This window comes from Mycolicibacterium moriokaense, from assembly GCF_010726085.1.
GTDB lineage: Bacteria > Actinomycetota > Actinomycetes > Mycobacteriales > Mycobacteriaceae > Mycobacterium > Mycobacterium moriokaense.
Genome location: NZ_AP022560.1, coordinates 5476345 through 5498712 on the forward strand (window position 1 = coordinate 5476345; position 22368 = coordinate 5498712).

A 22368-nucleotide genomic window follows, 5' to 3' on the forward strand; every position below is an offset into this window, starting at 1 on the left:
GTTCAGCTCTCCGATGGGGTTTCCGTTGCGGCGGCCTGCTCGGCAGCTGCCGGGGCTTCCTCGGTGGCGGTGGGTGCGGCTTCGCCGCCGGAGGCGGCACGGCCGGCCTCGGTGCTCGTCGCGGTGGTGCCCGATGCGCCGCTGCGACGCGGGCGGGTGCCCGACGGACGCTCGCGACGCGGACGCTCCGCACCCGCGGGCACCGCGGCGGTGAGCTCACGCTTGCCACCGACGATGTCGCCCTTGTAGATCCAGACCTTCACGCCGATGCGGCCGAAGGTCGTCTTGGCCTCATAGAGCCCGTAGTCGATGTCGGCGCGCAGCGTGTGCAGCGGCACGCGACCCTCGCGGTAGAACTCCGAGCGGCTCATCTCGGCGCCGCCGAGGCGGCCCGAGCACTGCACCCGGATGCCCTTGACGTTGGGCTGGCGCATCGCGGACTGGATGGCCTTACGCATGGCGCGACGGAACGCGACACGGTTGCTCAACTGCTCGGCAACGCCCTGGGCCACCAACTGCGCCTGCGACTCAGGGTTCTTCACCTCGAGGATGTTCAGCTGGACCTGCTTGCCGGTCAGCTTCTCCAGGTCGGCGCGGATGCGGTCGGCCTCGGTGCCGCGGCGACCGATCACGATGCCAGGACGCGCGGTGTGGATGTCCACACGGACGCGGTCACGGGTGCGCTCGATCTCCACGTCGGCGATGCCGGCGCGCTCGAGACCGGTGGCAAGCAGACGACGGATCGCCACGTCTTCCTTGACGTAGTCCTTGTACTGCTTGTCGGCATACCACCGGGACTTCCAGTCGGTGGTGATACCGAGCCGGAAGCCGTGGGGATTGATTTTCTGGCCCACTACTCTGAGCCCTCCTTCGCTTCGCCAGAAGCTTCTTTGGTCGTGTCGGCGTCCGCCTTCGCAGCGGCTTTCTTGGCCGGAGCCTTCTTCGCGGCGGCCTTCTCGGCCGGCGCCGTCTCGACAGTCACGGTCTGCGTCTCGGCCGTCTCAGCGGCTGCCTTGGCCGGAGCCTTCTTCGCGGCCGCGGCCTTGCTGGCCTGCGCACGACGCGAACGCGCAGTGCTGGCGGACTGCCCGCGCTCACCGTCGCGGGTCGGCCTGCTCTCCACGATCACGGTGATGTGGCTGGTGCGCTTGCGAATCCGGAAGGCACGGCCCTGCGCGCGCGGACGGATGCGCTTGGCGGTCGGACCCTCGTCTGCGTAGACGGTGGCGACCACGAGGGTGGACGGATCCAGACCCTCGTTGTTCTGCGCATTGGCCGCGGCGCTGGCGATGACCTTGGCGACCGGCTCGCTGGCGGCCTGCGGCGCCCACCGCAGGATGTCCAGTGCTTCGGTCACCGACTTGCCGCGCACCAGGTCGATGACCCGGCGCGCCTTGGTCGGCGAGATGCGCACGAAGCGCGCCTTCGCGACCGCAGACGGGTATTCAGTCGTTGTACTCATTACCGGCGCTTGGCCTTCCGGTCGTCCTTGATGTGACCCTTGAACGTGCGGGTCGGTGCGAACTCGCCGAGCTTGTGCCCGACCATCGCCTCGGTGACGAACACCGGGACATGCTTGCGGCCGTCATGCACCGCGAAGGTGTGCCCGATGAAGTCGGGGATGATCGTCGATCGACGCGACCAGGTCTTGATGACCTGCTTGGTGTTCTTCTCGTTCTGTGCGTCGACCTTCTTGAGCAGATGGTCGTCGACGAACGGACCCTTCTTGAGGCTGCGAGGCATTTACTGGCTCCTACCGGTGATGCTTCTTGCCGGTGCGCCGGCGTCGGACGATGAGTTTGTCGCTCGGCTTGTTCGCCTTGCGGGTACGGCCTTCGGGCTTACCCCACGGGCTGACCGGGTGACGGCCACCGGAGGTCTTGCCCTCGCCGCCGCCATGCGGGTGGTCGACCGGGTTCATCACGACACCACGGACGGTCGGGCGCTTGCCCTTCCACCGCATCCGGCCTGCCTTGCCCCAGTTGATGTTCGCCTGCTCGGCGTTGCCGACCTCGCCGACGGTGGCGCGGCAGCGCACGTCGACGCGACGGATCTCACCGGACGGCATACGCAGCGAGGCGTAGGTGCCTTCCTTACCCAGCAGCTGGATGCTCGAGCCGGCCGAACGGGCCAGCTTGGCACCGCCGCCGGGCCGCAGCTCCACCGCGTGGATCAGCGTGCCCGCCGGGATGTTGCGCAGCGGCAGGTTGTTGCCCGGCTTGATGTCGGCGTTGGCGCCCGACTCGACGATGTCACCCTGCGAGAGTCCCTGCGGCGCAATGATGTAGCGCTTCTCGCCGTCCAGGAAATGCAGCAGTGCGATGTTCGCGGTGCGGTTCGGGTCGTACTCGATGTGCGCGACCTTGGCGTTGACGCCGTCCTTGTCGTTGCGACGGAAGTCGATCACACGGTAGGCGCGCTTGTGCCCGCCGCCCTTGTGCCGCGTGGTGATTCGACCGTGCGCGTTGCGGCCGCCCTTGCCGTGCAGCGGGCGAACCAGCGACTTCTCCGGATGGTCGCGAGTGATCTCGGCGAAATCGGAGACGCTGGCACCGCGACGACCCGGGGTCGTCGGCTTGTACTTGCGAATTCCCATGTTTCTCTAAATCTCTCTAGGTTCCCCGGGCTTACGCCGGTGCTCCGAACAGGTCGATCGGCTTGCTGCCCTCGGCCAGCGTGACGATCGCGCGCTTGGTGTTCTTGCGCTTGCCGTAGCCGGCGCGGGTGCGCTTGCGCTTGCCCTGCCGGTTCAGCGTGTTCACCGAGTCGACCTTGACCTTGAAGATCTTCTCGATCGCGATCTTGATCTCGGTCTTGTTCGAGTCGGGGTGAACGACGAACGTGTACACGTTGTCTTCGATGAGCCCGTAGGACTTCTCGGAGATCACCGGCGCCAAGATGATGTCGCGTGGGTCAGTGACGGTCGCCATCAGGCCGACACCTCCTCATCCTTCCTCGTGTGAGCTGAGATGTAGGCATCCAGCGCCTCCACGCTGAACACCACGTCGTCGGCCTTGAGCACGTCGTAGGTGTTCAACTGATCCGGGGAGAGCACGTGCACGCCGGGGAGGTTGCGAACACTCTTGGCGCCCGTCTCATCGGCGCGGCCGATCACGATCAGCACCTGCTTGTTCTGGGTCAGCGTGCCCAGGAACGCCTTGGCGCTCTTGGTCGACGGGGTCTGACCCTCGACGAGCTCGGTCACCGCGTGGATACGGCCGTTGCGCGCCCGGTCCGAGAGCGCACCGCGCAGCGCGGCGGCGATCATCTTCTTCGGGGTCCGCTGGCTGTAGTCGCGCGGCTGGGGACCGTGCACGGTGCCACCGCCGGTGAACTGCGGTGCACGCGTCGAACCCTGACGGGCGCGGCCGGTGCCCTTCTGCCGGTACGGCTTCTTGCCGCCACCACGGACGTCGCCGCGGGTTTTGGTCGCATGCGTGCCCTGACGCTTGGCCGCCAACTGCGCCTCGACGACCTGATGCATCAGCGCAATGTTCGCCTCGACGTCGAACAGCTCGGCGGGCAGCTCCACGGAGCCGTCCTTCTTACCCGCCGGGGTGTGGACATCAATCTTTAGAGCCATTACTTCTCGCCTCGCTTGATTGCGCTGCGGACCATCACCAGTCCGCCGTTGCGGCCGGGGATGGCGCCCTTGATCAACAGCACGCCGTTCTCGGCATCGACCTTGTGCACCAACAGGTTCTGCGTCGTCACGCGGTCGTTACCCATGCGACCCGACATGCGGGTGCCCTTGAACACGCGGCCCGGCGTCGCGCAGCCACCGATCGAACCCGGGCGGCGGTGCACCGCCTGGGCACCGTGGCTGGCGCCCTGACCCCGGAAGCCGTGCCGCTTCATGGTGCCCGCGAAGCCCTTACCCTTCGAGGTCCCCGTCACGTCGACATAGGTGCCGTCGGAGAAGATCTCGGCGGTCAGCTCCTGACCGAGCTCGTACTCAGCGGCGGCGGCCTCGTCGTCGAGCCGCAGCTCGGCGAGGTGGCGGCGCGGGTTCACACCGGCGGCCGCATACTGGCCCGTCACCGGCTTGTTCACCTTGCGTGGGCTGATCTCGCCGTACGCGAGCTGCACGGCCGAGTAGCCGTCGCGCTCGGGCGTGCGGATGCGGGTGACGACGTTGGGGCCGGCCTTGACGACCGTCACCGGCACGACCCGGTTGTTCTCGTCGAACACCTGCGTCATGCCCAGCTTGGTGCCCAGAATTCCTTTTCTAGCCATGAATCCGTGGTCTCCTACTGGATGTTGACGTCGACACTGGCCGGCAGATCGATGCGCATGAGAGCGTCAACGGTCTTCGGCGTCGGGTCGAGGATGTCGATCAGCCGCTTGTGCGTACGCATCTCGAAGTGCTCCCGCGAGTCCTTGTACTTGTGCGGGGAGCGGATGACGCAATACACGTTCTTCTCGGTCGGCAGCGGCACCGGGCCGACCACACTGGCGCCCGTCCGGGTGACCGTCTCGACGATCTTGCGCGCCGAGGCGTCGATCGCCTCATGGTCGTAGGCCTTCAGCCTGATGCGGATCTTCTGTCCCGCCACGCTTCTCCTACCTCACTACTAACGGGCCCGTCCTGGGCCTGGTCTGTAGCCGCGCTCCAGGACCAACCCGGTCGCGCAGCCCTAGCCGCCGCTGTTTACCTGTCTGTGGTTCACCGACCCCCGCGCTCGGGTGTGTCGCCCTCACGCACACTCGCCCGCGTCGGAAATCCGTCACGCTCGAGGTGGGGACCGGACGCGCCCGTTCGGGCGCCGGTCGTATGCCCCATGCCAGACAGTCCCGAAGGGGTGCCGTCCCGGCTCAAGGCAACCTGAACAGTATGCCCTAGATCCTGGCGTGCTCCAAATCCCTGCTCACCCGCCCGGGCCAGGCCATATCCGCCGGTGAGTGGCCCGATCCCTGAGCAGTCTCGGCGAGGGGTTGGGCGGGGTTTTACGCCAGATAAGTGCCGTGGCCCTCGCGGACCAGGCCGTCGGCGTCGAAGGTCAGCACCTCGTTGACCGACTCGCCGCGATGGTTGGTGTAGTTGATGACCAGCGTCGACTCGCCCCGATAGACCCCTACGACCTCGAAGTGCAGCCCGGGTAACGACTCCAACGCCGTCGCCCAGTAGTGCCGAAGCGCGTCCTTGCCGCGCACCACTCCCCCGCTGTCCGGAACCACCCGCGCCGCGACGGGTGAGGTGAAGACCACGTCGTCGCGGAAATGCGCGAGCACGGCGTCGACGTCGTGGGCGTTCCACGCGTTGACCCACTGATCGGCGAACGTATGCGGGTCGGGTGTCGGCATCTCGATCAACCTTTCAACCCCGCCCAGAACGGGCACTGGTGCGTCTGCTCGAACGACGTGATGACGCGGCTGCCGCCGGGCTGCAGCGACATCCGTTCGCCGGCATCGCCCGGGGTCAACCGGGGCCAATCGGAGCCGGGCGAACCGGTCGCGACGAAGCGGCTGACGTAGTCGATCATCTGCTCGGAGAGGCGCTCCTGCGCCGCGTTCAGCGACGGCGCCCCTCCCACGTCGAACAGATACCGCAGTTCCAGAGAATGCGCTGCGCCGATCGGGAAGGGCGCTTCGCGTATCGGCTCGGGTGCGGGCGCGTCGGGATCGTCGAATACGAATGAATACACCGGAGCGTGCGTGGCGAGCGTGTCCGCCAGTTCGTCGGCGTCGCAGGCGAACACGCCGTCGGTCGTCGCCGTCGAAAAGGCAAGCGGCACACTGCCTCCGAACCGCTCCGGTGGGTACTGCCGACCAACTGCCGCGGCATTGGCACCGAAGGCTTCGGCGAGCAACTCCGGGTAGTGCGGGGTGTCCATCGGGCGCCCGCGAACGAACTGCAGCGCGGTGAACAGGTTGAACTCGTCGGCCGTCGTGCCGATCATCACCGGGACCTTCGCGGCGCGACCTTGGGCGGCGCCGCGCATCGGGTCCACCGGAAGCGCCGTCGTGCCCGTCACCGGTCCACTGAGTTGTTCGGTGCCGATACGGCCGTAGAACAGCGGTCGCTGCAGCTTGTCCGCCGGCAGCGCACGTAGACACTGCGCCGCCGTCGCAGCATCACCGCAGCCTTCCTCCGCCGCGTACTGCAGGCTCACTTTCTCCGCGGCAGGCAGATCGACTTGGGCCTGACACGGCCCACTGAAGACGATCGCCGCTCGGAACAACCCGGCCGAGTCGGGCGCCACGAGGTGGTCGCAGACCGACATTCCGCCTGCCGACTCACCGGCGATCGTCACCTGGTCCGGGTCGCCACCGAAGTCGGCGATGTTGTCACGCACCCAGCGCAACGCGGCCTGCTGGTCGGCGAGCCCATAGTTGCCCTGCCCCAGCGCGGGGTGGGCCAGAAAACCGAGTGCGCCAAGCCGGTAGTTGATGGTCACGACGACCATGTCGCCGCGGGCGGCCAACCGCCGTGAGTTGTAGATGTCGCCGCTGCCGGCGAGGAAGCTGCCGCCGTGAATCCACACCATCACCGGGCGCTTCTCGGTCGACGGCGGCGGCGTCCACACGTTGAGCGACAGGCAGTCCTCCCCGGTGGGGCGACGATCCTCGGCGCTGATGTCCTGCACACACTGCGCTCCCGGGCGGGTCGCATCGCGGAAGCCGTCCCACGGCACGACCGGCGCCGGAGGCTGCCACCGTAGTGGCCCGACCGGCGGTGCAGCATAAGGGATTCCGGCGAAATAGCGGTGATCGAGCGAGGTGGTTCCGCGCACCGCCCCGGCCTGCGTGTGGACGACGGCCGGGTCGTCGGGCACCACGATCGGGTCCCGGTTGGCGGCGGACTCCCCGAGACCACATCCGCCCAGCACGACCACGGCGGCCATCAGCAATGCTGCCGCCCGCCGGCCCCGCCCCGCCGTTGCCCTGCGCACCCCGCGAGCCTACTGACACCTCACGGGACGACCGGTCGCTCGATCATTTACTATGGCGTCACACCAACACTTGACACCTGTCAAGAACGCCGGAGCGAGGTACCCATGAGCACGCCGACCATCGATGACGCTGCCAAAGTGCTGGCCGACCCGAAGGCCTACGCCGACGAGCCCAGACTGCACGCCGCGCTGACCCACCTACGCAAGAACGCCCCGGTATCCCTGGTCGACGTGCCCGACTTCTATCCGTTCTGGGCGATCACCAAGCACGCGGACATCATGGCCATCGAGCGGGACAACGAGCTGTGGATCAACGCCCCGCGCCCGATGCTGATCACCAAGGACAAGGACGATCTGGCCAAGGCCAACCTCGAAGCCGGCGGCGGGCTGCGCACGCTGATCCACATGGACGATCCGCTGCATCGCGACATCCGCAAGATCGGTGCCGACTGGTTCCGCCCGAAGGCGATGCGCGCGCTGAAGACCCGCGTTGACGAGCTGGCCAAGATCTACGTCGACAAGATGGTCGAGAAGGGGCCGGAGTGCGACTTCGTTCAAGAGGTCGCGGTGAATTTCCCGCTGTACGTGATCCTTTCGCTGCTGGGCCTGCCTGAGTCCGACTTCTCCCGGATGCTCAAGCTCACTCAGGAGCTCTTCGGTAACGAGGACGAGGAGATGAACCGCGGCTCGAGCGCGGAGGACCTCAACGCCGTCATCCTCGACTTCTTCAACTACTTCACTGCGCTGACCGCCGAACGCCGCAAGAACCCGACCGAAGACCTGGCGTCGGCGATCGCCAACGCCAAAATCGACGGCGAGTACCTCAACGACGTCGACTGCCTGTCCTACTACGTGATCGTCGCCAGTGCGGGCCACGACACCACCAGTGCGGCGATCTCGGGCGGCCTGCTGGCGTTGGTCGAGAACCAGGACCAGCTGGCGCGCCTCAAGGCGCAGCCGGAACTGATGGGCACCGCGGTCGAGGAGATGATCCGCTGGACCACCCCGGTCAAGGAGTTCATGCGCACCGCCACCGCCGACACCGAGGTGCGTGGCGTGCCGATCAAAGAGGGCGAATCGGTTCTGCTGTCCTATGTTTCGGCGAACCGGGACGAGGAGATCTTCGACGAGCCGTTCCGCTTCGACGTCGGCCGCGACCCCAACAAGCACCTCTCGTTCGGATACGGCGTGCACTTCTGCCTCGGCGCCGCACTGGCACGCATGGAGATCAACAGCTTCTTCAGCGAGCTGGTGCCACGGCTGGACTCGATCGAGCTGGCCGGCAAGCCCGAGTTCATCGCGTCGACGTTCGTCGGCGGGCTCAAGCGCGTGCCGATCAGGTACTCGGTTCGCTAAGGGACACCGGCCAGTCCGGGTCATCGATCGAAATAGCATTCCGGGTCGCTACGACGCACTTTTCACAGCCCTGGCTTCACGTTCGAAGAAGCGGTAGCCCTGTGCTGGAGCCCGACCTCGCGACGCAAAGTGGTGTCGGTCACATAGACTGCTCTTGACACCCGTCAAGTCGTCCCGAGGAGCTTCATGAGCACGTCCACGATGGACCAGGAATCACAGGAGGCCGCCAAGGTCTTCGTAGATCCGACGGCGTACGCCGACGACGACCGGCTGCACGCCGCGCTCGCTCATCTTCGGGCGCACAACCCGGTCCCCTATGTGGATCACGAGCCGTACCGGCCGTTCTACGCGATCACCAAGCACGCCGACATCATGGCCATCGAGCGTGAGAACAATCTATGGCTTTCCGAACCGCGCCCGCTGCTCGTCACTGCCGAGGCCGATGACTTCGGCAAGCAGCAGCTGGAGGCCGGTATGGGACTGCGGACGCTGATTCACATGGACGACCCGCACCACCGCGACGTCCGCAAGATCGGCGCGGACTGGTTCCGCCCCAAGGCAATGCGCGATCTGAAGGTCAACGTCGACGCGCTGGCCAAGCGCTACGTCGACAAGATGCGTGACATCGGCCCGGAATGCGATTTCGTGACCGAGATCGCCGTCAACTTCCCGCTGTACGTGATCATGTCGCTGCTGGGTCTGCCGGAAGAGGATTTCCCGCGCATGCATCAGCTCACCCAGGAGATGTTCGGCGGCGACGATGAGGAGTACAACAAGCGCGGCCAATCTCCCGAAGAACAGCTCACGATTCTGCTCGACTTCTTCAACTACTTCGCCCAGCTGACAGCGTCGCGTCGCGAGCACCCGACCGACGACCTCGCGTCGGCGATCGCCAACGGCCGCATCGACGGTGAGCCGCTCTCCGACGTCGACACCGCCTCCTACTACGTGATCGTCGCCAGCGCGGGCCACGACACCACCAAGGACGCCATCTCCGGCGGACTGCTCGCACTCATCGAGAACCCCGGCGAGCTGGACCGACTGCGAAAGGATCCCGGACTGATGGGCACCGCGGTGGAGGAGATGATCCGGTGGACGACGCCGGTCAAGGAGTTCATGCGCACCGCCGCCGAGGACACCGAAGTGCGCGGGGTGCCGATCAAGAAGGGCGAATCCGTCTATCTGGCTTACGTTTCCGGCAACCGGGACGAAGAGGTCTTCGACGAGCCGTTCCGCTTCGACGTCGGCCGCGACCCCAACAAGCACGTCGCGTTCGGTTACGGTGTGCACTTCTGCCTTGGTGCCGCGCTGGCCCGGATGGAGATGGCCAGCCTGTTCACCGAACTGGTGCCGCGACTGGAGTCCATCGAACTCGCGGGCAAGCCGGAACTGGCGGCCACGACCTTCGTCGGCGGGCTCAAGCACCTGCCGATTCGGTACGCGGTGCGCTAATAGCGGCTATCCCCGGCTTCGCGTGGGCCCATCTTGGCGGTGGGTGGCCAGGAAACCGTCGACTGCGGCCTCCGCGCAGGCACGGTAATCGAAATCGGCCAACGTGCTGAGGCGCCCGAGGACCAGCGGACCGATCAGCAGCGCGATCGCGCGCATGCGGTCCGGCACCTCGATCTCGGCCGCGGCCTGCGGGCTGTCGAAGATGGCGTCGAACGGCACGGAGTACAGCGCGATGATGCGGGCCCGCAGCGGGCCGTTGGTATCCGAATCCGCTTGCCGCACATCGGAATAATCACCAGCGTCAGGCCCTGACGCCAACCACGTCAAGGCGGTGAGCATCGCGGGCACCTCGGCGATCGCATCCGTCCACCCCTCGACGACCGCGAGCAACTGCTCGCGCAGGTCGCCTTCGGGCGGCGGCATCGGTGCGGGTTGCAGCAGGCTCATGAATGCCGCGCTCAACAGATCGTTGGCGCTCGAGAAATGGCGATACAGCGTGGCCCTGGCGACGTTGGCGGTCCGCGTGACCGCGTCGATCGTCACGGCGCTCGGACCGCCTGTACGCAGGAGCGAGGTCGCAGCCTCGAGCAGGCGGGCCCGTGAGCGGGCCGGCCGCGGGTCCGTACTTGTGTAGCCCACGCGCGAGGCGGACATCGTTTAGGCGACCTCCTGGTTGGGAACAGCTACGAGACTGTCAGTCTCAAAAATCTCCTCCAGTGGATTGGAGCGCGATCACGTGGTCGACACCTTCACCCGGTCTGACCAGAATATCCACGCCGACTTGGCAACCCTGTCAAGGTTCGGACGCTTCTGGTTGCTCACGGTCGCGGCCCTCGACGTACTGCTGGTCATTTCGTCGATGGTGGCGCTCAACGCCGCGCTTCCGGATATCGCCGTGGAAACCGCCGCGACGCAGACGCAGCTCACCTGGATCGTGGACGGCTACACGTTGGTGCTGGCCTGCCTGCTCCTGCCCGCCGGCGCGATCGGCGACCGGTATGGCAGACGCGGTGCACTCGTGGCAGGCCTGGCGATCTTCGCGGTGGCCTCGATCGCCCCGGTGTTCTTCGACAGTCCCGTCCAGATCATCCTCGCCCGAGCGCTCGCGGGTGTGGGCGCGGCGTTCATCATGCCCGCGACGTTGTCACTACTGACTGCGGCCTTCCCGAAAAGCGAACGCAACAAGGCCGTCGGAATCTGGGCCGGCGTCGCAAGTTCGGGTGCGATCGTCGGATTCATGGGTTCGGGTCTGTTGCTACAGGCCTTTAACTGGCAGTCGATCTTCTATGCGTTCGCCGCATCGGCCGTCGTCCTCATCTTCTGTACGTTCACGATCTCCTCGTCACGCGACGAGACCGCCACACCGATTGACGGCGTCGGCGCGGTGCTGATCGGTTCCGCCGTAGCGGTTTTCGTGTTCGGTGTCGTGGAGGCGCCGGTGCGCGGGTGGACTCATCCGCTGGTGTGGGGCTGCATGGCCGCCGGTGTGGCACTCGCGGTGGCCTTCGGCGTCGTGGAACTGCGACGCAGGCATCCGCTGCTCGACGTCCGACTGTTCGGCAGACCCGACTTCGCCACCGGGGCCATCGGCATCACGATCCTCTTCCTCGCCAACTTCGGATTCTTCTTCATCGAGATGCAGTACCTGCAACTGGTTCTCGGGTACAGCCCGCTGCAGACGGCGTTCGCACTCGCACCGCTGGCGGTGCCGATCCTGATCCTGGGCGCCACGATGCATCTCTACCTGCCGAGGGTCGGGTTGCGAACGGCGGTGGCGCTCGGGCTGTTTCTCATCGGGGTGGGGCTCTTCCTCATGCGCTACCTCGACGCCGGGTCGTCCTACCTCGATCTCGTATGGCCGATGCTGGTCACGAGTGCGGGCATCGGCCTGTGCGTCGCGCCGACCACCTCCGCGATCATGAACGCCGTTCCCACCGAGAAGCAGGGCGTGGCGTCGGCGGTCAACGACACCACACGCGAGATCGGCGCCGCCGTCGGAATCGCCGTCGCCGGCTCGGTGCTGGCGGCCCAGTACGGAACGGTGCTGTCTCCCGCACTGGCCAGCTATCCCGAGCAGATCCGGTCGGGCGCACTGGAATCCCTTGCCAACGCATTGGCCATTGCTGACCAGATGGGCCCGCAGGGCGCTCGTCTGGCCGACCTCGCCACGGCCGCGTTCATCGAATCGATGAGCCTGTCGCTGCTCGTGCTGTCCCTCGTGTTGGCCGTCGCCGCCGCCTTCGTCGCGGTCTGGGCGCCCGGCCGTGACGGCAGGCAGTTCGACTTTGCGCGTGGGATCAACGAACGCTGGTCGGGTTCAGGCGATGAACTCGGCGGCGCGGTGACCGACCATGACGATGGTCGCGTGCGGGCCGCGACTGGTGATGGCGGGAAGCACCGAGCCGTCGACCACCCATAGCGCGTCGACGCCGCGCACCCGGCAGTGCGGGTCCACGACCGCGGATTCGTCGCCGTCCAGTCCCATCGGTGCGGTACGGCACAGATGCTGCGACGTCGACCACGACGCAGTCTTCGATTTCGCGTGTGCACCGGCTAATTCCAGCGCGAGCTCCGCACCGGCACGCAACGCCGCGACGTCGGCGGGCTCACTGTCGTAGTGGTGCTCGATGGCGGGCAGGACGGTCGGATCGGCGGACACCAGCCGGACCCTGCCGCGAGATCGCGGTCGCATCAGCGCAACACCGACGTGCGGATGGTCGCCCGGGTCATCGCGACGCCCGGTCACCATCGCACCGAACCCCGCTGTGTAGGGCCTGATTTCGAGTCCGTCGCCAGTGGCGAGCACAGCCTCAAGGGGAGGCAGACCGTGGGTCTCGGCCCAGTCGACAGGCAACACCCACTCGGGATGGTCGGACGTGTGGACGCCGACCGGCAGGTCCGCCACGACGGGCACTCCGACGGCCGTGAGCACGTCCGCCGGTCCGATACCCGAGAGCATCAACAGGTGTGCCGAGCCAATCGCACCGGATGACACCACGATTCGGTCCGCAGTCAGTTCAATGGGTCCGTCTGGTCCCACGGCGTCGACGCCGACCGCCCGGCCGCCGACGATCCGGATGCGGGTGACCCGGGTATCGGTGAGCACCGTCAGACCGGCGCGGTCCATCGCCGGTTTGAGGTAGGCCCCACCGGGACCGACTCGCGTTCCTCCGTTGATGTTCAGCGGCACCGCGCCGACACCCGGCGGTAACGGCACGTCCGGCGATGACCCGTTCAGATCGTCGATCCACTGAAATCCCGCGTCTTTCGCTGCATCGACGAAAGTCGCTGTACAGCCGTCGAATTCGGAGACCCGCTGCACCTGGATCGGCCCTGCGCTGCCATGTAGCGGACCTTCGAAGTCGGCGTCGGACTCGATGGCGCGGAAGTGCGGAAGCACGTCGGCCCACGTCCAGCCCGGCAACCCCCACCCGTCGTAATCCGACGGCAGCCCCCGGCAGAAGTACCCTCCGTTGACCGCTCCCGATCCGCCGACCACCGCACCCCGCATGATCTGTGCGTGCCGCTGCGGATGATCGGTCAGCACCGTCGGATAGCGCCGAACCACCGAGCTGGCGGTGCCGATCGGCAGCCGAAGACCGTTGGTGATCTGGCTGAGCACCGATGGGTCGGAGGGGGCGGGCCCGGCTTCGACGACCGTCACGCGGCAGCTCGGATCGGCCGAAAGTCTTTCCGCTAATACAGATCCGGCGCTACCAGCACCGACGATCAGCACATCGCTGTGCAAGGCGGGGTTCAGGTCCGGATCTGGGGCTTGAGGGCGCCGACATGCCGTTCACGCACGACACCGGTCCACAGTCCCGTGCCGTAGGCGATGTCGTCCAGCCGCTTCAGCAGGATGTAGGTGAGAAGCCCGACCGGCCTTGTGTCGTCGTCGCCGTTGCCGTTGCGGGTGATCCAGTCGACCACCCCGTCGACGATGGCGGCCACCAGCACGACCTGGCGACAGCGTCGTGACAGCAGTGCGGCGACGAAGGCCACAGGCCAGTAGTGTCTGCAGATCGCCGACGCCAGCTGCAGCGCCGCGGACCACAGTCCGCGGGCGGCGACCACCGCCACTTCCTTCGGTTCGGTCTCGACGGTGGACAGCGAGCGTGCGATCCGGCGACCGGTGATCGCGGCGACCACGATCGACGCGAGGTAGCCGATGCCCGAGCCCATCGCCATCAGCATCCAGGCGACCAGGGTCCACCCCGAGATGACCAACGGCGCCGTTTTGCCAGGATGCCGGACCGACAGCGGCGCCGCGGATTCACCGTAAAAAGCCCTGCGCAAGAACCACTCTCGCAGTTGTGTGCGATGGTCGTGGGCGACCAGTGCGACTGGTTCGTAGCGGAGGCGTGCACCGGCCTCGATCAGCCGCCAGCACAGGTCCACGTCCTCGCCGGACTTGAGGGTCTCGTCGAAACCGCCCAACTCCTTGAGCGCGGCCGTGCGGCAGATGATCGCGGCGCTGGGCACATAGGAGACGGTGCCGTAGGGAACCACAGGGGCCTCGCGCAGTCCGAGGTCGAGAGAGGACCGCACGGCCTCGTAACGGGCCACGAGGTTGTCCGGCTCGCGCAGGCCGACGATGCGCGGGGCCACCAGTGCGACGGCCGGGTCGCAGAAGTGGCCGAGCAGCGCCTCCAGCCACCCCCGCCGCGGGACGACGTCGGAGTCCAGGAACGCGATGTAGTCGGTGTGACATGCCGCCATGCCGGTGTTGCGCGCGGCCGCCGGACCCTTGCTGCGGTCGTGTCGCAGGATGTGAACGTCGCTGTACATCTGCGCGAAGTCGGCCTGCTGCACCGGGGTGACCGATCCGTCGTCGACCACGATGATGCGCATGCCGCGCAACGCCGCTACCAGACGGCGCAGACCAGATGCGTTGTCCCGCACCGGGATAACGACGGTGACGTCACGGTGCGACGGACCGGTCGCAGGTCGGGGATGCGCAACCGTGGCGTCGAGCAGAGTCCGCGCCAGCTGTGCGCTGACGGCGTCGTGCACCTCGAGGCGCCCGCCGTTGATCATGGTCTGCGCCGCGGGCGCGAGCCGCAGCAGTCGGGTGGGCGATCCACCCAGGAGCGCCGAACCCTCGCCGAGCACCTTCACCCGGCGATCCACCTGGACGGCGAACCCGTCGGGCAGACGTGGTCCTGTCATGTCAGCATCCCGTCCCGATCGGGCGTCCACCGGACCACGCGCCGCAGACACCCGTCGACCATCTCTGCAAAGATCCGCGCACCTTCCTCTGCGGTCGCCGTGGTGGGATCACCGAGAATACCCACGTCGCTGACCGCGGCGATGCCGCCTTTGCGCATTGCCGGCATCAACTGCCCCAATGGGGTGCGATTGCCGGGGACCCGTTGGTCAATCGACACGTCATCCGGCGAAATATGTAGCAATACAGATGTTTCGGTGTGTCCGGCGTGGGCGTCGGCGTTCGCGGCGGTACACGAACACCAGCCCACATCGCGGCCCTCATACCGGAGCAGAGCCGCGGCGGCGGCCAGCGCTTCGACGTTTCCCCCGTGCCCGTTGACGAAAACGAGACGTGGCGCCCAGCGCGCCGCGGACCGGCCGAACTCCACCAGCAACAGGCGCAGCGCCGAGGTGCCGATGGAGACGGTGCCGTCGAACTCTTCGTGTTCACCGCTGGCGCCGTACGCGATAGCGGGAGCGACAAGCCACTTCAATTCATCTGACACCGCAAGATGGCCGGCGAGAGCGCGGGCCACCGCCGTCGCGATCCGGGTGTCGGTGTCCAGCGGCAGGTGAGGACCATGTTGCTCGGTGGAGCCGACGGGAACGATCAACGCTGATGACGTGCTCTGCAGCTGCCACGATGTTGCGTTCGCGAGCTCGCCTCCAGAGGTCACCCGCCGATGGTAGGCCGAATTCACCTGGCGTGCGCCAATTGTTGGCGCATGCGCAGGAATTGATTTGCTCAAATTTTCGCCAGTGGCGGTGTGCCGTTCACGTCAGCCTCCTGCGCCACGTCTGTACCAGGAATTTCGCGGGCGTAAATCCGTGGCGTCAGGCGTTCGGGTTGCGGGGCACGCCGAGCGCCCGCGTGAACCCCTCGGGCACCAGCACGTCGTCCGGGCTCAGGTCGTGCACCGAGGCATGACCAAGGCCCATGAGGGCGGAGTCGATGCCACCGCGCAGCACGTCGAGGACGTTCTCGACGCCGGCCTGCCCGTTGGCCGCCAGGCCCCAGAGATAGGCCCGGCCGATCATGACCGCCCGGGCCCCCAGCGCGACGGCCTTGACCACGTCGCTACCGCGCCGGATGCCGCCGTCGAGCACCACCTCGACGTCGTTGCCGACCGCCTCGACGATCGCGGGCAGCGCACGGATCGACGCAGGTGTGCCATCCAGGTTGTTGCCGCCGTGGTTCGACACCGAGATGGCCGAAACACCTGCGTCCACAGCACGTTTGGCGTCGTCGACGCGCATCACACCCTTGAGCATGAAGGGCCCGCCCCACAGCTCACGCAGCCAGGCGATGTCCTCCCAGGTCGGCGGGGGCGTACCCATCCACTCGCCGTACGCCGCGAAGAACGGCGGTCCGGCTTCGCCGCGCGCGGCCTGGTTGGGCACCCGCAGGTTCGGCGGTCGCAGGGTCTTGCTCCACTGCCACATCCACCCGGGCCTGCTCAGCCCCGTCGGCAGCATCCGCACGGTCGTGCGGAGGTTCATCTCCTCAGGGATCTTCGGGCTGCCCCAGTCACGGCCGTGCGAGAAGCTCCAGTCGGTGGTCACGATCAGGCCGACGGCGCCCGCCGCCCGCGCGCGCTCGACCCGCGCGGCGATCGCGTCGCGGCCACCGAGCCAGTACACCTGGAAGAACAGTTTCGGGTTGGCCGCGATGACCTCTTCGATCGGCTTGCTCGCGAACGAGGACAGACCCATCGCGGTGCCCCGTGCGGCGGCGGCCCGCGCGACGGCGACCTCACCGTCCGGGTGGACCGCCTGCACTCCAGTCGGCGATATCACGACGGGAAGCGAAATATCCTGGCCCATAACGGTTGTCGCGAGGTCACGCTTTTCCGTCGCGCCGATAACGTGTGGGGCGAAGCCCAGCTCGGAGAATGCATCGACGTTGTCCGCGACGGTCACGCCGCGCTCGCTTGCCGCAAGCAACGCGGAGTACACCGGCTTGGGCAGGCGTCGCTTGGCCCGCTCCTGGGCGGCGGCGACGGTTTCGAACCAAATGTCGGCCATGGAACTACACCGGGCTTTCGTTACAGAGCCGCGCAGGCGGTTTGGTCAGCAGCTTGAGCATGACCGGCTGGCTGCGCGAATGATCAACACTGGACTTGGGCTTGACGCGGTCACGGGCCAGCGCCGGCGCACCGTAGCCCTCGACGCACTCCGGGTCAGGACCGTCCATCGGAAGACCGGTGAAGAACTTGGCCGCCATGCAGCCGCCGCGACAGCTGTCGTAGTGGCCGCAGCTGCTGCACGCTCCGGCGGACTGCGGCTCGCGCAGCTCACGGAACAAAGGCGCGTTCTTCCAGATGTTGTCAAAACCGTTATCGGTCAGGATGTTTCCGGCAAGGAAGCGATCGTGGATGGCGAACGGGCACGCGTACACGTCGCCGACCGGATCGATGAGGCAGACCACTCGGCCCGCGCCGCACAGGTTCAGACCCGCCAGCGCGCCGGGCTCCCCGAGGCCGGACAGGTGGAAGAACGAGTCACCGGTGAGGACGCCGTCGCCCTTGGCCACCAACCAGTCGTAGAGCTGCACCTGCTGCTCCGCGGTGGGGTGCAGTTCGTCCCACACGTCGGCGCCGCGACCCGAGGGCCGCAACCGGGTGATCCGCAGGGTGGCGCCGTAACGCGCTGCCAGAGCGGCGAAGTCGTCGAGCTGGTCGACATTCTCGCGAGTCACCACGACGGAGATCTTGGCGTCCTTGAAGCCCGCGTCGGCGAGGTTCTCCAGGGCACGGATCGCCATGTCGAACGAGCCCGCTCCCCTGACGGCGTCGTTCACTTCCGCGGTCGCGCCGTCCAGCGAGATCTGGACGTCGACGTAGTCGCTGGCCGCCAAGCGCTTGGCGACCTCAGGGGTGATCCGCACGCCGTTGGTGGAGAACTTGACCCCGACGTGGTGGGCGGTGGCGTAGTCGACGAGCTCCCAAAAGTCCGACCGCACAGTCGGTTCGCCGCCGCCGATGTTGACGTAGAACACCTGCATGCGTTCGAGCTCGTCGATGATGTCCTTGCATTGCTGCGTGGTCAGCTCGCGGGGATCGCGCTTACCCGACGAGGACAGACAGTGCACGCAGGCGAGGTTGCACGCGTAGGTGAGCTCCCATGTCAGGCATATGGGTGCGTCCAGTCCGTGCTCGAACTGCTCGATAAGCCGTGGCACGGGCTGCGCGACGGGCGCGGAATCAACTGATGTCATTGCGGCACCAACATTTTCGATTGAGCGAGCACACCGAGCGCGTGCAGGTAAGGGGCCTGCTGTGCGTCGTCGACTCCGGCGGCACGGCAGGCGGACCGGACGTCGGGGTGGTCAGCCAGCGACTTGACCACCTCGACGATCGTCCGGTTCTTGAGAAACGACAGCTTGCGCGTACCGAAGTGGTACAGCAGCGCGCCGAACGGCTCGGGCCGCACGGCCACCTGATGGTGAAGCCGCCAGCTGAGGTCGGGATCGAACGTCGTCACGTTCCCGTCCTCAGCCGCAGACGAGGTCACGGTCAGTAGACCCCGCACATCCCGTCGATCGACACCTCTTCCACGAGGGTCTCGGTGACGAGCTCATTGTCTGACGACGCCGCCACAGCGGCCTCAACTGTCTGATTCGGCTCCACTACCCGCACCTTTCCTTGACAGAATCTCGACAAACTGTGATCGAGGTCGCAATAATATGGCATCGAGTGCCAGAATGAAAGCCGGGGCCGGAAAAGGAGTGCGCGTGGACGCAGATGCCCAGCACCGCGTCGGTCGTCGGCGGTCCACCAGCTGGGATCACATCAGCAACGTGGCGCTCGAGCTGTTCGCCGCGCGCGGCTTCGACGAGGTGAGCGTCGACGACGTCGCCGAGGCGGCGGGCATCGCGCGGCGCACGCTGTTCCGCTACTACCCGTCCAAGAACGCCCTGCCCTGGGGTGACTTCGAGGCCCACCTGGCCCACATGCGCGACCTGCTCGCCGACCTCGATCCCGATGTGGGTATCGATGCTGCACTGCGCACGGCGCTGTTGGCCTTCAACACCTTTGACGACGCCGAGACGGCGCGACACCGGCAGCGGATGCGGGTGATCCTGCACTCCGCAGAGCTGCAGGCCTACTCGATGACGATGTACGCGGGCTGGCGCGCCGTCGTCGCCACATTCGTCGCACGCCGGCTGGGCGTGAAGGAGACCGACCTCGTGCCGCAGACGGTGGCGTGGACCATGCTCGGCGCTGCACTGTCGGCCTACCAGCATTGGCTCGACGACGAGTCGGTGCCGCTGCTGCGGGCGCTCGGCGACGCCTTCGACACCGTCAGCGACGGGCTCAAGGCCCTGGACAACCGCGCCGTTGAAAGAATTCATGATTAGGGCGTCGGAGTTGTGACCGCCGCGGCGACGATAGGGGTGTGAGCGCCGAACCGGATGGCAACGACGCTCCGCGCCAACTGCTGGCGATGTACGACGAATCGCTGCCCGTCGTGTACGGGTATTTCGTCCGCCGATGTAGTGACCGCGGAACCGCCGAGGATCTGACGTCGGACACATTCCTGGCGGCGATGGATGCCGCTCGCAAGGATGACCCGCCGCCGATGACGCTGCCGTGGCTGCTCGGGGTGGCGCGCCACAAACTGGCCGACCACTACCGTCGCCGCCACGACCGGTTCAACGTCCCTGTCGCCGAGTTGCCTGAGCCCGTCGACGCGGGCGACGACTGGGACGCCGAGCTCGACCGCATCGTCGCGGAGAGTGTGTTGGCCAAGCTGCCCGAGCAGCATCGCACCGTGTTGGCACTTCGCTATATGGATGACTGTTCCGTGCCGGAGTGCGCCGAGTTGATCGGACGCACCGTGCACGCCACCGAGGCGCTGCTGGTGCGGGCGCGGCGAGCCTTCAGAGCCCACTATCCGGAGCGGGAAGGAGGGAAGCCGTGAACAACAGCCACGATCCGCTGACCGTGCTGCATGGCGATGAGCTTGTCGTCCAACCTGATCCGGCGTTCGCGGCTCGACTGCGCTCACGACTGGAAAGTGCGCTGAACCTGCCCAATCGGACCGAAGGAGTTGAAATGAGCGGCACCGATACCGCCATCGCCGAGCTGACCCAACCGGCCCCCGCCGCGGGTCTGCCGCGGCCTGGCGCGCTGCCCTACCTCACCGTCGCCAACGCGCGCGAGGCGATCGATTGGTACGTCGACGCGCTGGGCGCCGTCGTCGTCGGCGAACCGTTCCTGATGGCCGACGGCCGCGTCGGGCACGCCGAACTCGCACTCGGCGGCGGTGTGCTGTACCTGGCCGACGAGTACCCCGAGATCGGCCTGAGAGGTCCAGCGCCGCAATCGAACTCGGTCAGTCTGATGCTGGCGGTGCCGGACACCGACGCCGCGCTCGAACGCGCCCGTGAACGAGGAGCCCGGGTGCAGCGGGAGCCGTACGAGGACCACGGGGCGCGCGGCGCGACGATCATCGACCCGTTCGGGCATCGCTGGATGCTCAGCGGACCCGTCACCGGCGCGGTCGTGCCGATCCAGCACGGCGATGTCGGCTACATCTCGGTGTGGACACCCGACGCCGACCGGGCGTCCGCGTTCTACCGTCACGTGCTCGGCTGGAACTACGACCCGGAGACCCACCAGGTCACCAACACCAAGCAGCGCATCGGTCTCTTCAGCGTGCCTGGCCACAACACCTTGTTCTGCAGTTACGCGGTGCTCGATCTGGAGGGTGCGCGACAGGCGATCGTCGCCGCCGGCGGGACTGTCGACCAACTGGAGGAGTTCGACTTCGGCGTCCTGTGTGGCGCGACGGATCCGGCCGGAACCAGCTTCGCGGTGTTCCAGCCGGCGCCGGGTATCCCCCGGCCGGAGCTGAACGGCACTGGGCCAGGCGAGCTTTCGTACATCACGTACGAGGTGCCGGATTCGGCCGCCTTCAAGGCGTTCTACAGCGGGCTGTTGTTCTGGACGTTCGAGCCGGGTCGCATCGATGACGGCTGGCAGGTGCAGGGCACCCACCCGATGGCGGGCGTCGCAGGTGGCAGCCCTGAAGCGGTCACGGTGCCGATGTGGAACGTCGAGGACATCGACGCCGCGGTGGCGCGCGTGCGCGAGGTTGGCGGCACCGTCATCGACGGGCCGTCGCAGCAGGCGTACGGCAAGTCGGCGCTGTGCACCGACGATCAGGGTACGAAGTTCTATCTCGGCGAGCTCTAAGATTTGCGATTTCGGCGTGGCTGGTCACGCTGAGCGTGACCCAGCACGCCGAACTCGCCAAAAAACTAGCCGAGGACGTCCGCGATCGGCGCGCCTGAAGCGATCTTGCCGCGGGCCTTCATCACCTTGCCGGGCATGCCGCCGCCGACCACCCCGGCGACGATGCCGTCGCGCTCGTAGTACGCCAGGAACTTGCGGCCGTCATCCTCGACGACATGGACGACGTCGTCGGCTTCGGGCTCACCGAGGCACTGGATCTTGACGTCGTACTGGTCGCTCCAGAAGTAGGGCACCGAGACGGTGGCGGGGATGTCCTGGCCGAGCATCGCGGGCACCAGCACCCGCGCCTGGTCGGCCACATTGCTCCAATGTTCCACGCGCACTTGGTGTCCGAGGCTGTGACGCCAGGAGGCGACGTCGCCGATCGCCCACACGTGCGGTGCGCTGGCACGCCCTTGGTCGTCACAGACGACGCCGTTGTCGATCTCGAGTCCGCTGCCCTCGAGCCAGCCGGTGGCCGGATGCGACCCGATGCCGACGACCACCAGATCCGCATCGATCTCTGTGCCGTCGTCGAGGACGACCTTCTCCACCCGCGAGGTTCCGCTGACTTGCGAGACTCCGACGCCGCAGCGCACGTCGACGCCTTCGGCGCGGTGCAGCCGCGCGACCAGCTCACCGATCGTCCCACCGAGCACCGACGCCAACGGGAACGGCTGCGGCTCCACCAGGACGACGTCGACACCCAACTTGCGCAGGCTCGCCGCCACCTCGCAGCCGATGAAGCCCGCACCGACGACCACCGCTCGTCGCGCCGAGCCGGCCTCCTTGCGCAGCGCGAGGCTCTCGTCGAAGTTGCGCAGCACGTGAATTCCCTCGAGATCGGGGAATGACGGAATGCGTTTGGGCACCAGGCCCGTCGCGATGATCAGCTCGTCGTAGCGCAGTTCGGTGCCGTCCGCCAGCGTCAGCGTCTGCGACGCCGTATCCACCGATCGGGCCCCGTTGCCGAGCAACAAGGTGATGTTGTTCTCTTCGTAGAATTCGGCGGGCTTGAGCGTGACGTCGTCGGTCTCGGCGCGCAGCACTTCCTTCGACAGCGGCGGCCGGTCGTACGGCAGGTGGTCCTCGTCGCTGACGATGGTGACCGGCCCGGCGTACTCCGAGCGCCGCAACTGTTCGGCCGTGCGCGCCGCCGCCAGGCCGCCGCCGACGATGACGACTCCTCCACTCGTAGACATGGGCAGATTTTGCACGAT

Annotated in this window: 25 protein-coding genes; 6 read left to right on the plus strand and 19 right to left on the minus strand. The window is 66.9% G+C overall.

Going from position 1 to position 22368, the window contains the following annotated elements; all coding sequences use genetic code 11:
- Positions 1 to 2 precede the first annotated feature (2 nt).
- The 10 genes from rpsC to G6N43_RS26785 form a co-directional block, all read right to left on the minus strand.
- Positions 3 to 854: a 30S ribosomal protein S3 gene (gene rpsC, locus G6N43_RS26740; RefSeq protein ID WP_083156035.1), complete on the minus strand. Its 852-nt coding sequence runs from the start codon at positions 852 to 854 to the stop codon at positions 3 to 5.
- A complete protein-coding gene (rplV, locus tag G6N43_RS26745; RefSeq protein ID WP_083156037.1) occupies positions 854 to 1462 on the minus strand; it encodes a 50S ribosomal protein L22 in 609 nt (202 codons plus the stop codon). The genes rpsC and rplV overlap by 1 nt, the downstream gene beginning before the upstream one ends.
- On the minus strand, positions 1462 to 1743 hold the full coding sequence (gene rpsS / locus G6N43_RS26750) for a 30S ribosomal protein S19 (protein ID WP_007167837.1): 282 nt from the start codon (positions 1741 to 1743) through the stop codon (positions 1462 to 1464). The genes rplV and rpsS overlap by 1 nt, the downstream gene beginning before the upstream one ends.
- A 10-nt stretch (positions 1744 to 1753) precedes the next feature.
- A complete protein-coding gene (gene rplB / locus G6N43_RS26755; RefSeq protein ID WP_083156039.1) occupies positions 1754 to 2596 on the minus strand; it encodes a 50S ribosomal protein L2 in 843 nt (280 codons plus the stop codon).
- A gap of 31 nt (positions 2597 to 2627) precedes the next feature.
- A complete protein-coding gene (rplW, locus tag G6N43_RS26760) occupies positions 2628 to 2930 on the minus strand; it encodes a 50S ribosomal protein L23 (protein ID WP_083156041.1) in 303 nt (100 codons plus the stop codon).
- Positions 2930 to 3583: a 50S ribosomal protein L4 gene (gene rplD / locus G6N43_RS26765; protein ID WP_083156043.1), complete on the minus strand. Its 654-nt coding sequence runs from the start codon at positions 3581 to 3583 to the stop codon at positions 2930 to 2932. The genes rplW and rplD overlap by 1 nt, the downstream gene beginning before the upstream one ends.
- Positions 3583 to 4236: a 50S ribosomal protein L3 gene (gene rplC, locus G6N43_RS26770; protein ID WP_083156045.1), complete on the minus strand. Its 654-nt coding sequence runs from the start codon at positions 4234 to 4236 to the stop codon at positions 3583 to 3585. Before rplC ends, rplD begins: the two co-directional genes overlap by 1 nt.
- A 14-nt stretch (positions 4237 to 4250) precedes the next feature.
- Positions 4251 to 4556 (minus strand): 30S ribosomal protein S10, encoded by a 306-nt coding sequence (gene rpsJ, locus G6N43_RS26775; protein WP_003883485.1) that lies wholly within the window; start codon positions 4554 to 4556, stop codon positions 4251 to 4253.
- A gap of 391 nt (positions 4557 to 4947) precedes the next feature.
- Positions 4948 to 5304, minus strand: a complete 357-nt coding sequence (locus tag G6N43_RS26780) for a nuclear transport factor 2 family protein (RefSeq protein ID WP_083156150.1) — start codon at positions 5302 to 5304, stop codon at positions 4948 to 4950.
- A gap of 5 nt (positions 5305 to 5309) precedes the next feature.
- Complete coding sequence (locus tag G6N43_RS26785) at positions 5310 to 6845, minus strand: carboxylesterase/lipase family protein (RefSeq protein WP_083156047.1); 1536 nt, start codon at positions 6843 to 6845, stop codon at positions 5310 to 5312.
- 153 nt (positions 6846 to 6998) lie between these two features.
- On the opposite strand from G6N43_RS26785, the gene G6N43_RS26790 reads away from it, so the two are divergent.
- Both G6N43_RS26790 and G6N43_RS26795 read left to right on the plus strand, forming a co-directional pair.
- Positions 6999 to 8249 carry a cytochrome P450 gene (locus G6N43_RS26790; protein WP_083156049.1) on the plus strand — a complete coding sequence of 417 codons (1251 nt, stop codon included), beginning with the start codon at positions 6999 to 7001 and terminating at the stop codon, positions 8247 to 8249.
- 186 nt (positions 8250 to 8435) lie between these two features.
- On the plus strand, positions 8436 to 9701 hold the full coding sequence (locus tag G6N43_RS26795; RefSeq protein WP_083156051.1) for a cytochrome P450: 1266 nt from the start codon (positions 8436 to 8438) through the stop codon (positions 9699 to 9701).
- A 6-nt stretch (positions 9702 to 9707) separates the two neighbouring features.
- Here the strand turns inward: G6N43_RS26795 and G6N43_RS26800 are convergent, their stop codons facing one another.
- A complete protein-coding gene (locus tag G6N43_RS26800) occupies positions 9708 to 10355 on the minus strand; it encodes a TetR/AcrR family transcriptional regulator (RefSeq protein ID WP_083156053.1) in 648 nt (215 codons plus the stop codon).
- Positions 10356 to 10437: 82 nt separating this feature from the next.
- Here G6N43_RS26800 and G6N43_RS26805 point away from each other — a divergent pair, with 82 nt between their 5' ends.
- Positions 10438 to 12120, plus strand: a complete 1683-nt coding sequence (locus tag G6N43_RS26805) for an MFS transporter (RefSeq protein WP_083156152.1) — start codon at positions 10438 to 10440, stop codon at positions 12118 to 12120.
- On the opposite strand, the gene mftG is transcribed toward G6N43_RS26805, so the two are convergent.
- The 7 genes from mftG to mftA form a co-directional block, all read right to left on the minus strand.
- A complete protein-coding gene (mftG, locus tag G6N43_RS26810; RefSeq protein ID WP_083156054.1) occupies positions 12019 to 13449 on the minus strand; it encodes a mycofactocin dehydrogenase MftG in 1431 nt (476 codons plus the stop codon). The two genes, G6N43_RS26805 and mftG, sit on opposite strands and share 102 nt — an antisense overlap.
- An 8-nt stretch (positions 13450 to 13457) precedes the next feature.
- The gene (mftF, locus tag G6N43_RS26815; protein ID WP_083156056.1) at positions 13458 to 14870 is read right to left on the minus strand and encodes a mycofactocin biosynthesis glycosyltransferase MftF; all 1413 of its coding nucleotides are present in this window, start codon (positions 14868 to 14870) and stop codon (positions 13458 to 13460) included.
- Positions 14867 to 15610, minus strand: a complete 744-nt coding sequence (gene mftE, locus G6N43_RS26820) for a mycofactocin biosynthesis peptidyl-dipeptidase MftE (RefSeq protein WP_083156058.1) — start codon at positions 15608 to 15610, stop codon at positions 14867 to 14869. The genes mftF and mftE overlap by 4 nt, the downstream gene beginning before the upstream one ends.
- Before the next feature lie 133 nt (positions 15611 to 15743).
- Positions 15744 to 16934, minus strand: coding sequence for a pre-mycofactocin synthase MftD (gene mftD / locus G6N43_RS26825; RefSeq protein WP_083156060.1), 1191 nt, complete (start codon positions 16932 to 16934; stop codon positions 15744 to 15746).
- Positions 16935 to 16938: 4 nt separating this feature from the next.
- Entirely contained in the window at positions 16939 to 18126 is a 1188-nt protein-coding gene (gene mftC / locus G6N43_RS26830) for a mycofactocin radical SAM maturase (protein ID WP_083156062.1), read from the minus strand.
- The gene (gene mftB, locus G6N43_RS26835) at positions 18123 to 18440 is read right to left on the minus strand and encodes a mycofactocin biosynthesis chaperone MftB (RefSeq protein WP_179967928.1); all 318 of its coding nucleotides are present in this window, start codon (positions 18438 to 18440) and stop codon (positions 18123 to 18125) included. The genes mftC and mftB overlap by 4 nt, the downstream gene beginning before the upstream one ends.
- The gene (mftA, locus tag G6N43_RS26840) at positions 18425 to 18538 is read right to left on the minus strand and encodes a mycofactocin precursor MftA (protein ID WP_083156066.1); all 114 of its coding nucleotides are present in this window, start codon (positions 18536 to 18538) and stop codon (positions 18425 to 18427) included. The genes mftB and mftA overlap by 16 nt, the downstream gene beginning before the upstream one ends.
- A gap of 74 nt (positions 18539 to 18612) precedes the next feature.
- On the opposite strand from mftA, the gene mftR reads away from it, so the two are divergent.
- The 3 genes from mftR to G6N43_RS26855 are packed head-to-tail and all read left to right on the plus strand — an operon-like array spanning position 18613 to position 21109.
- A complete protein-coding gene (mftR, locus tag G6N43_RS26845) occupies positions 18613 to 19269 on the plus strand; it encodes a mycofactocin system transcriptional regulator MftR (protein ID WP_234810222.1) in 657 nt (218 codons plus the stop codon).
- A gap of 38 nt (positions 19270 to 19307) precedes the next feature.
- Positions 19308 to 19832, plus strand: coding sequence for an RNA polymerase sigma factor (locus G6N43_RS26850; protein WP_083156068.1), 525 nt, complete (start codon positions 19308 to 19310; stop codon positions 19830 to 19832).
- Positions 19829 to 21109: a VOC family protein gene (locus G6N43_RS26855; protein WP_083156070.1), complete on the plus strand. Its 1281-nt coding sequence runs from the start codon at positions 19829 to 19831 to the stop codon at positions 21107 to 21109. Before G6N43_RS26850 ends, G6N43_RS26855 begins: the two co-directional genes overlap by 4 nt.
- Before the next feature lie 65 nt (positions 21110 to 21174).
- Here G6N43_RS26855 and G6N43_RS26860 read toward each other — a convergent pair whose 3' ends face one another.
- The gene (locus G6N43_RS26860) at positions 21175 to 22350 is read right to left on the minus strand and encodes an FAD-dependent oxidoreductase (RefSeq protein ID WP_179967929.1); all 1176 of its coding nucleotides are present in this window, start codon (positions 22348 to 22350) and stop codon (positions 21175 to 21177) included.
- Positions 22351 to 22368 lie beyond the last annotated feature (18 nt).

Excerpts from the sequence above, each read along its gene's own strand:
- rplV (WP_083156037.1), bottom strand. The coding sequence starts at position 1,462 with ATGAGTACAACGACTGAATACCCGTCTGCGGTCGCGAAGGCGCGCTTC.
- rpsS (WP_007167837.1), bottom strand. The coding sequence starts at position 1,743 with ATGCCTCGCAGCCTCAAGAAGGGTCCGTTCGTCGACGACCATCTGCTC.
- rplB (WP_083156039.1), bottom strand. The coding sequence starts at position 2,596 with ATGGGAATTCGCAAGTACAAGCCGACGACCCCGGGTCGTCGCGGTGCC.
- rplW (WP_083156041.1), bottom strand. The coding sequence starts at position 2,930 with ATGGCGACCGTCACTGACCCACGCGACATCATCTTGGCGCCGGTGATC.
- rplD (WP_083156043.1), bottom strand. The coding sequence starts at position 3,583 with ATGGCTCTAAAGATTGATGTCCACACCCCGGCGGGTAAGAAGGACGGC.
- rplC (WP_083156045.1), bottom strand. The coding sequence starts at position 4,236 with ATGGCTAGAAAAGGAATTCTGGGCACCAAGCTGGGCATGACGCAGGTG.
- G6N43_RS26780 (WP_083156150.1), bottom strand. The coding sequence starts at position 5,304 with ATGCCGACACCCGACCCGCATACGTTCGCCGATCAGTGGGTCAACGCG.
- G6N43_RS26785 (WP_083156047.1), bottom strand. The coding sequence starts at position 6,845 with ATGGCCGCCGTGGTCGTGCTGGGCGGATGTGGTCTCGGGGAGTCCGCC.
- G6N43_RS26790 (WP_083156049.1), top strand. The coding sequence starts at position 6,999 with ATGAGCACGCCGACCATCGATGACGCTGCCAAAGTGCTGGCCGACCCG.
- G6N43_RS26795 (WP_083156051.1), top strand. The coding sequence starts at position 8,436 with ATGAGCACGTCCACGATGGACCAGGAATCACAGGAGGCCGCCAAGGTC.
- G6N43_RS26800 (WP_083156053.1), bottom strand. The coding sequence starts at position 10,355 with ATGTCCGCCTCGCGCGTGGGCTACACAAGTACGGACCCGCGGCCGGCC.
- mftF (WP_083156056.1), bottom strand. The coding sequence starts at position 14,870 with ATGACAGGACCACGTCTGCCCGACGGGTTCGCCGTCCAGGTGGATCGC.
- mftD (WP_083156060.1), bottom strand. The coding sequence starts at position 16,934 with ATGGCCGACATTTGGTTCGAAACCGTCGCCGCCGCCCAGGAGCGGGCC.
- mftC (WP_083156062.1), bottom strand. The coding sequence starts at position 18,126 with ATGACATCAGTTGATTCCGCGCCCGTCGCGCAGCCCGTGCCACGGCTT.
- mftR (WP_234810222.1), top strand. The coding sequence starts at position 18,613 with ATGAAAGCCGGGGCCGGAAAAGGAGTGCGCGTGGACGCAGATGCCCAG.
- G6N43_RS26860 (WP_179967929.1), bottom strand. The coding sequence starts at position 22,350 with ATGTCTACGAGTGGAGGAGTCGTCATCGTCGGCGGCGGCCTGGCGGCG.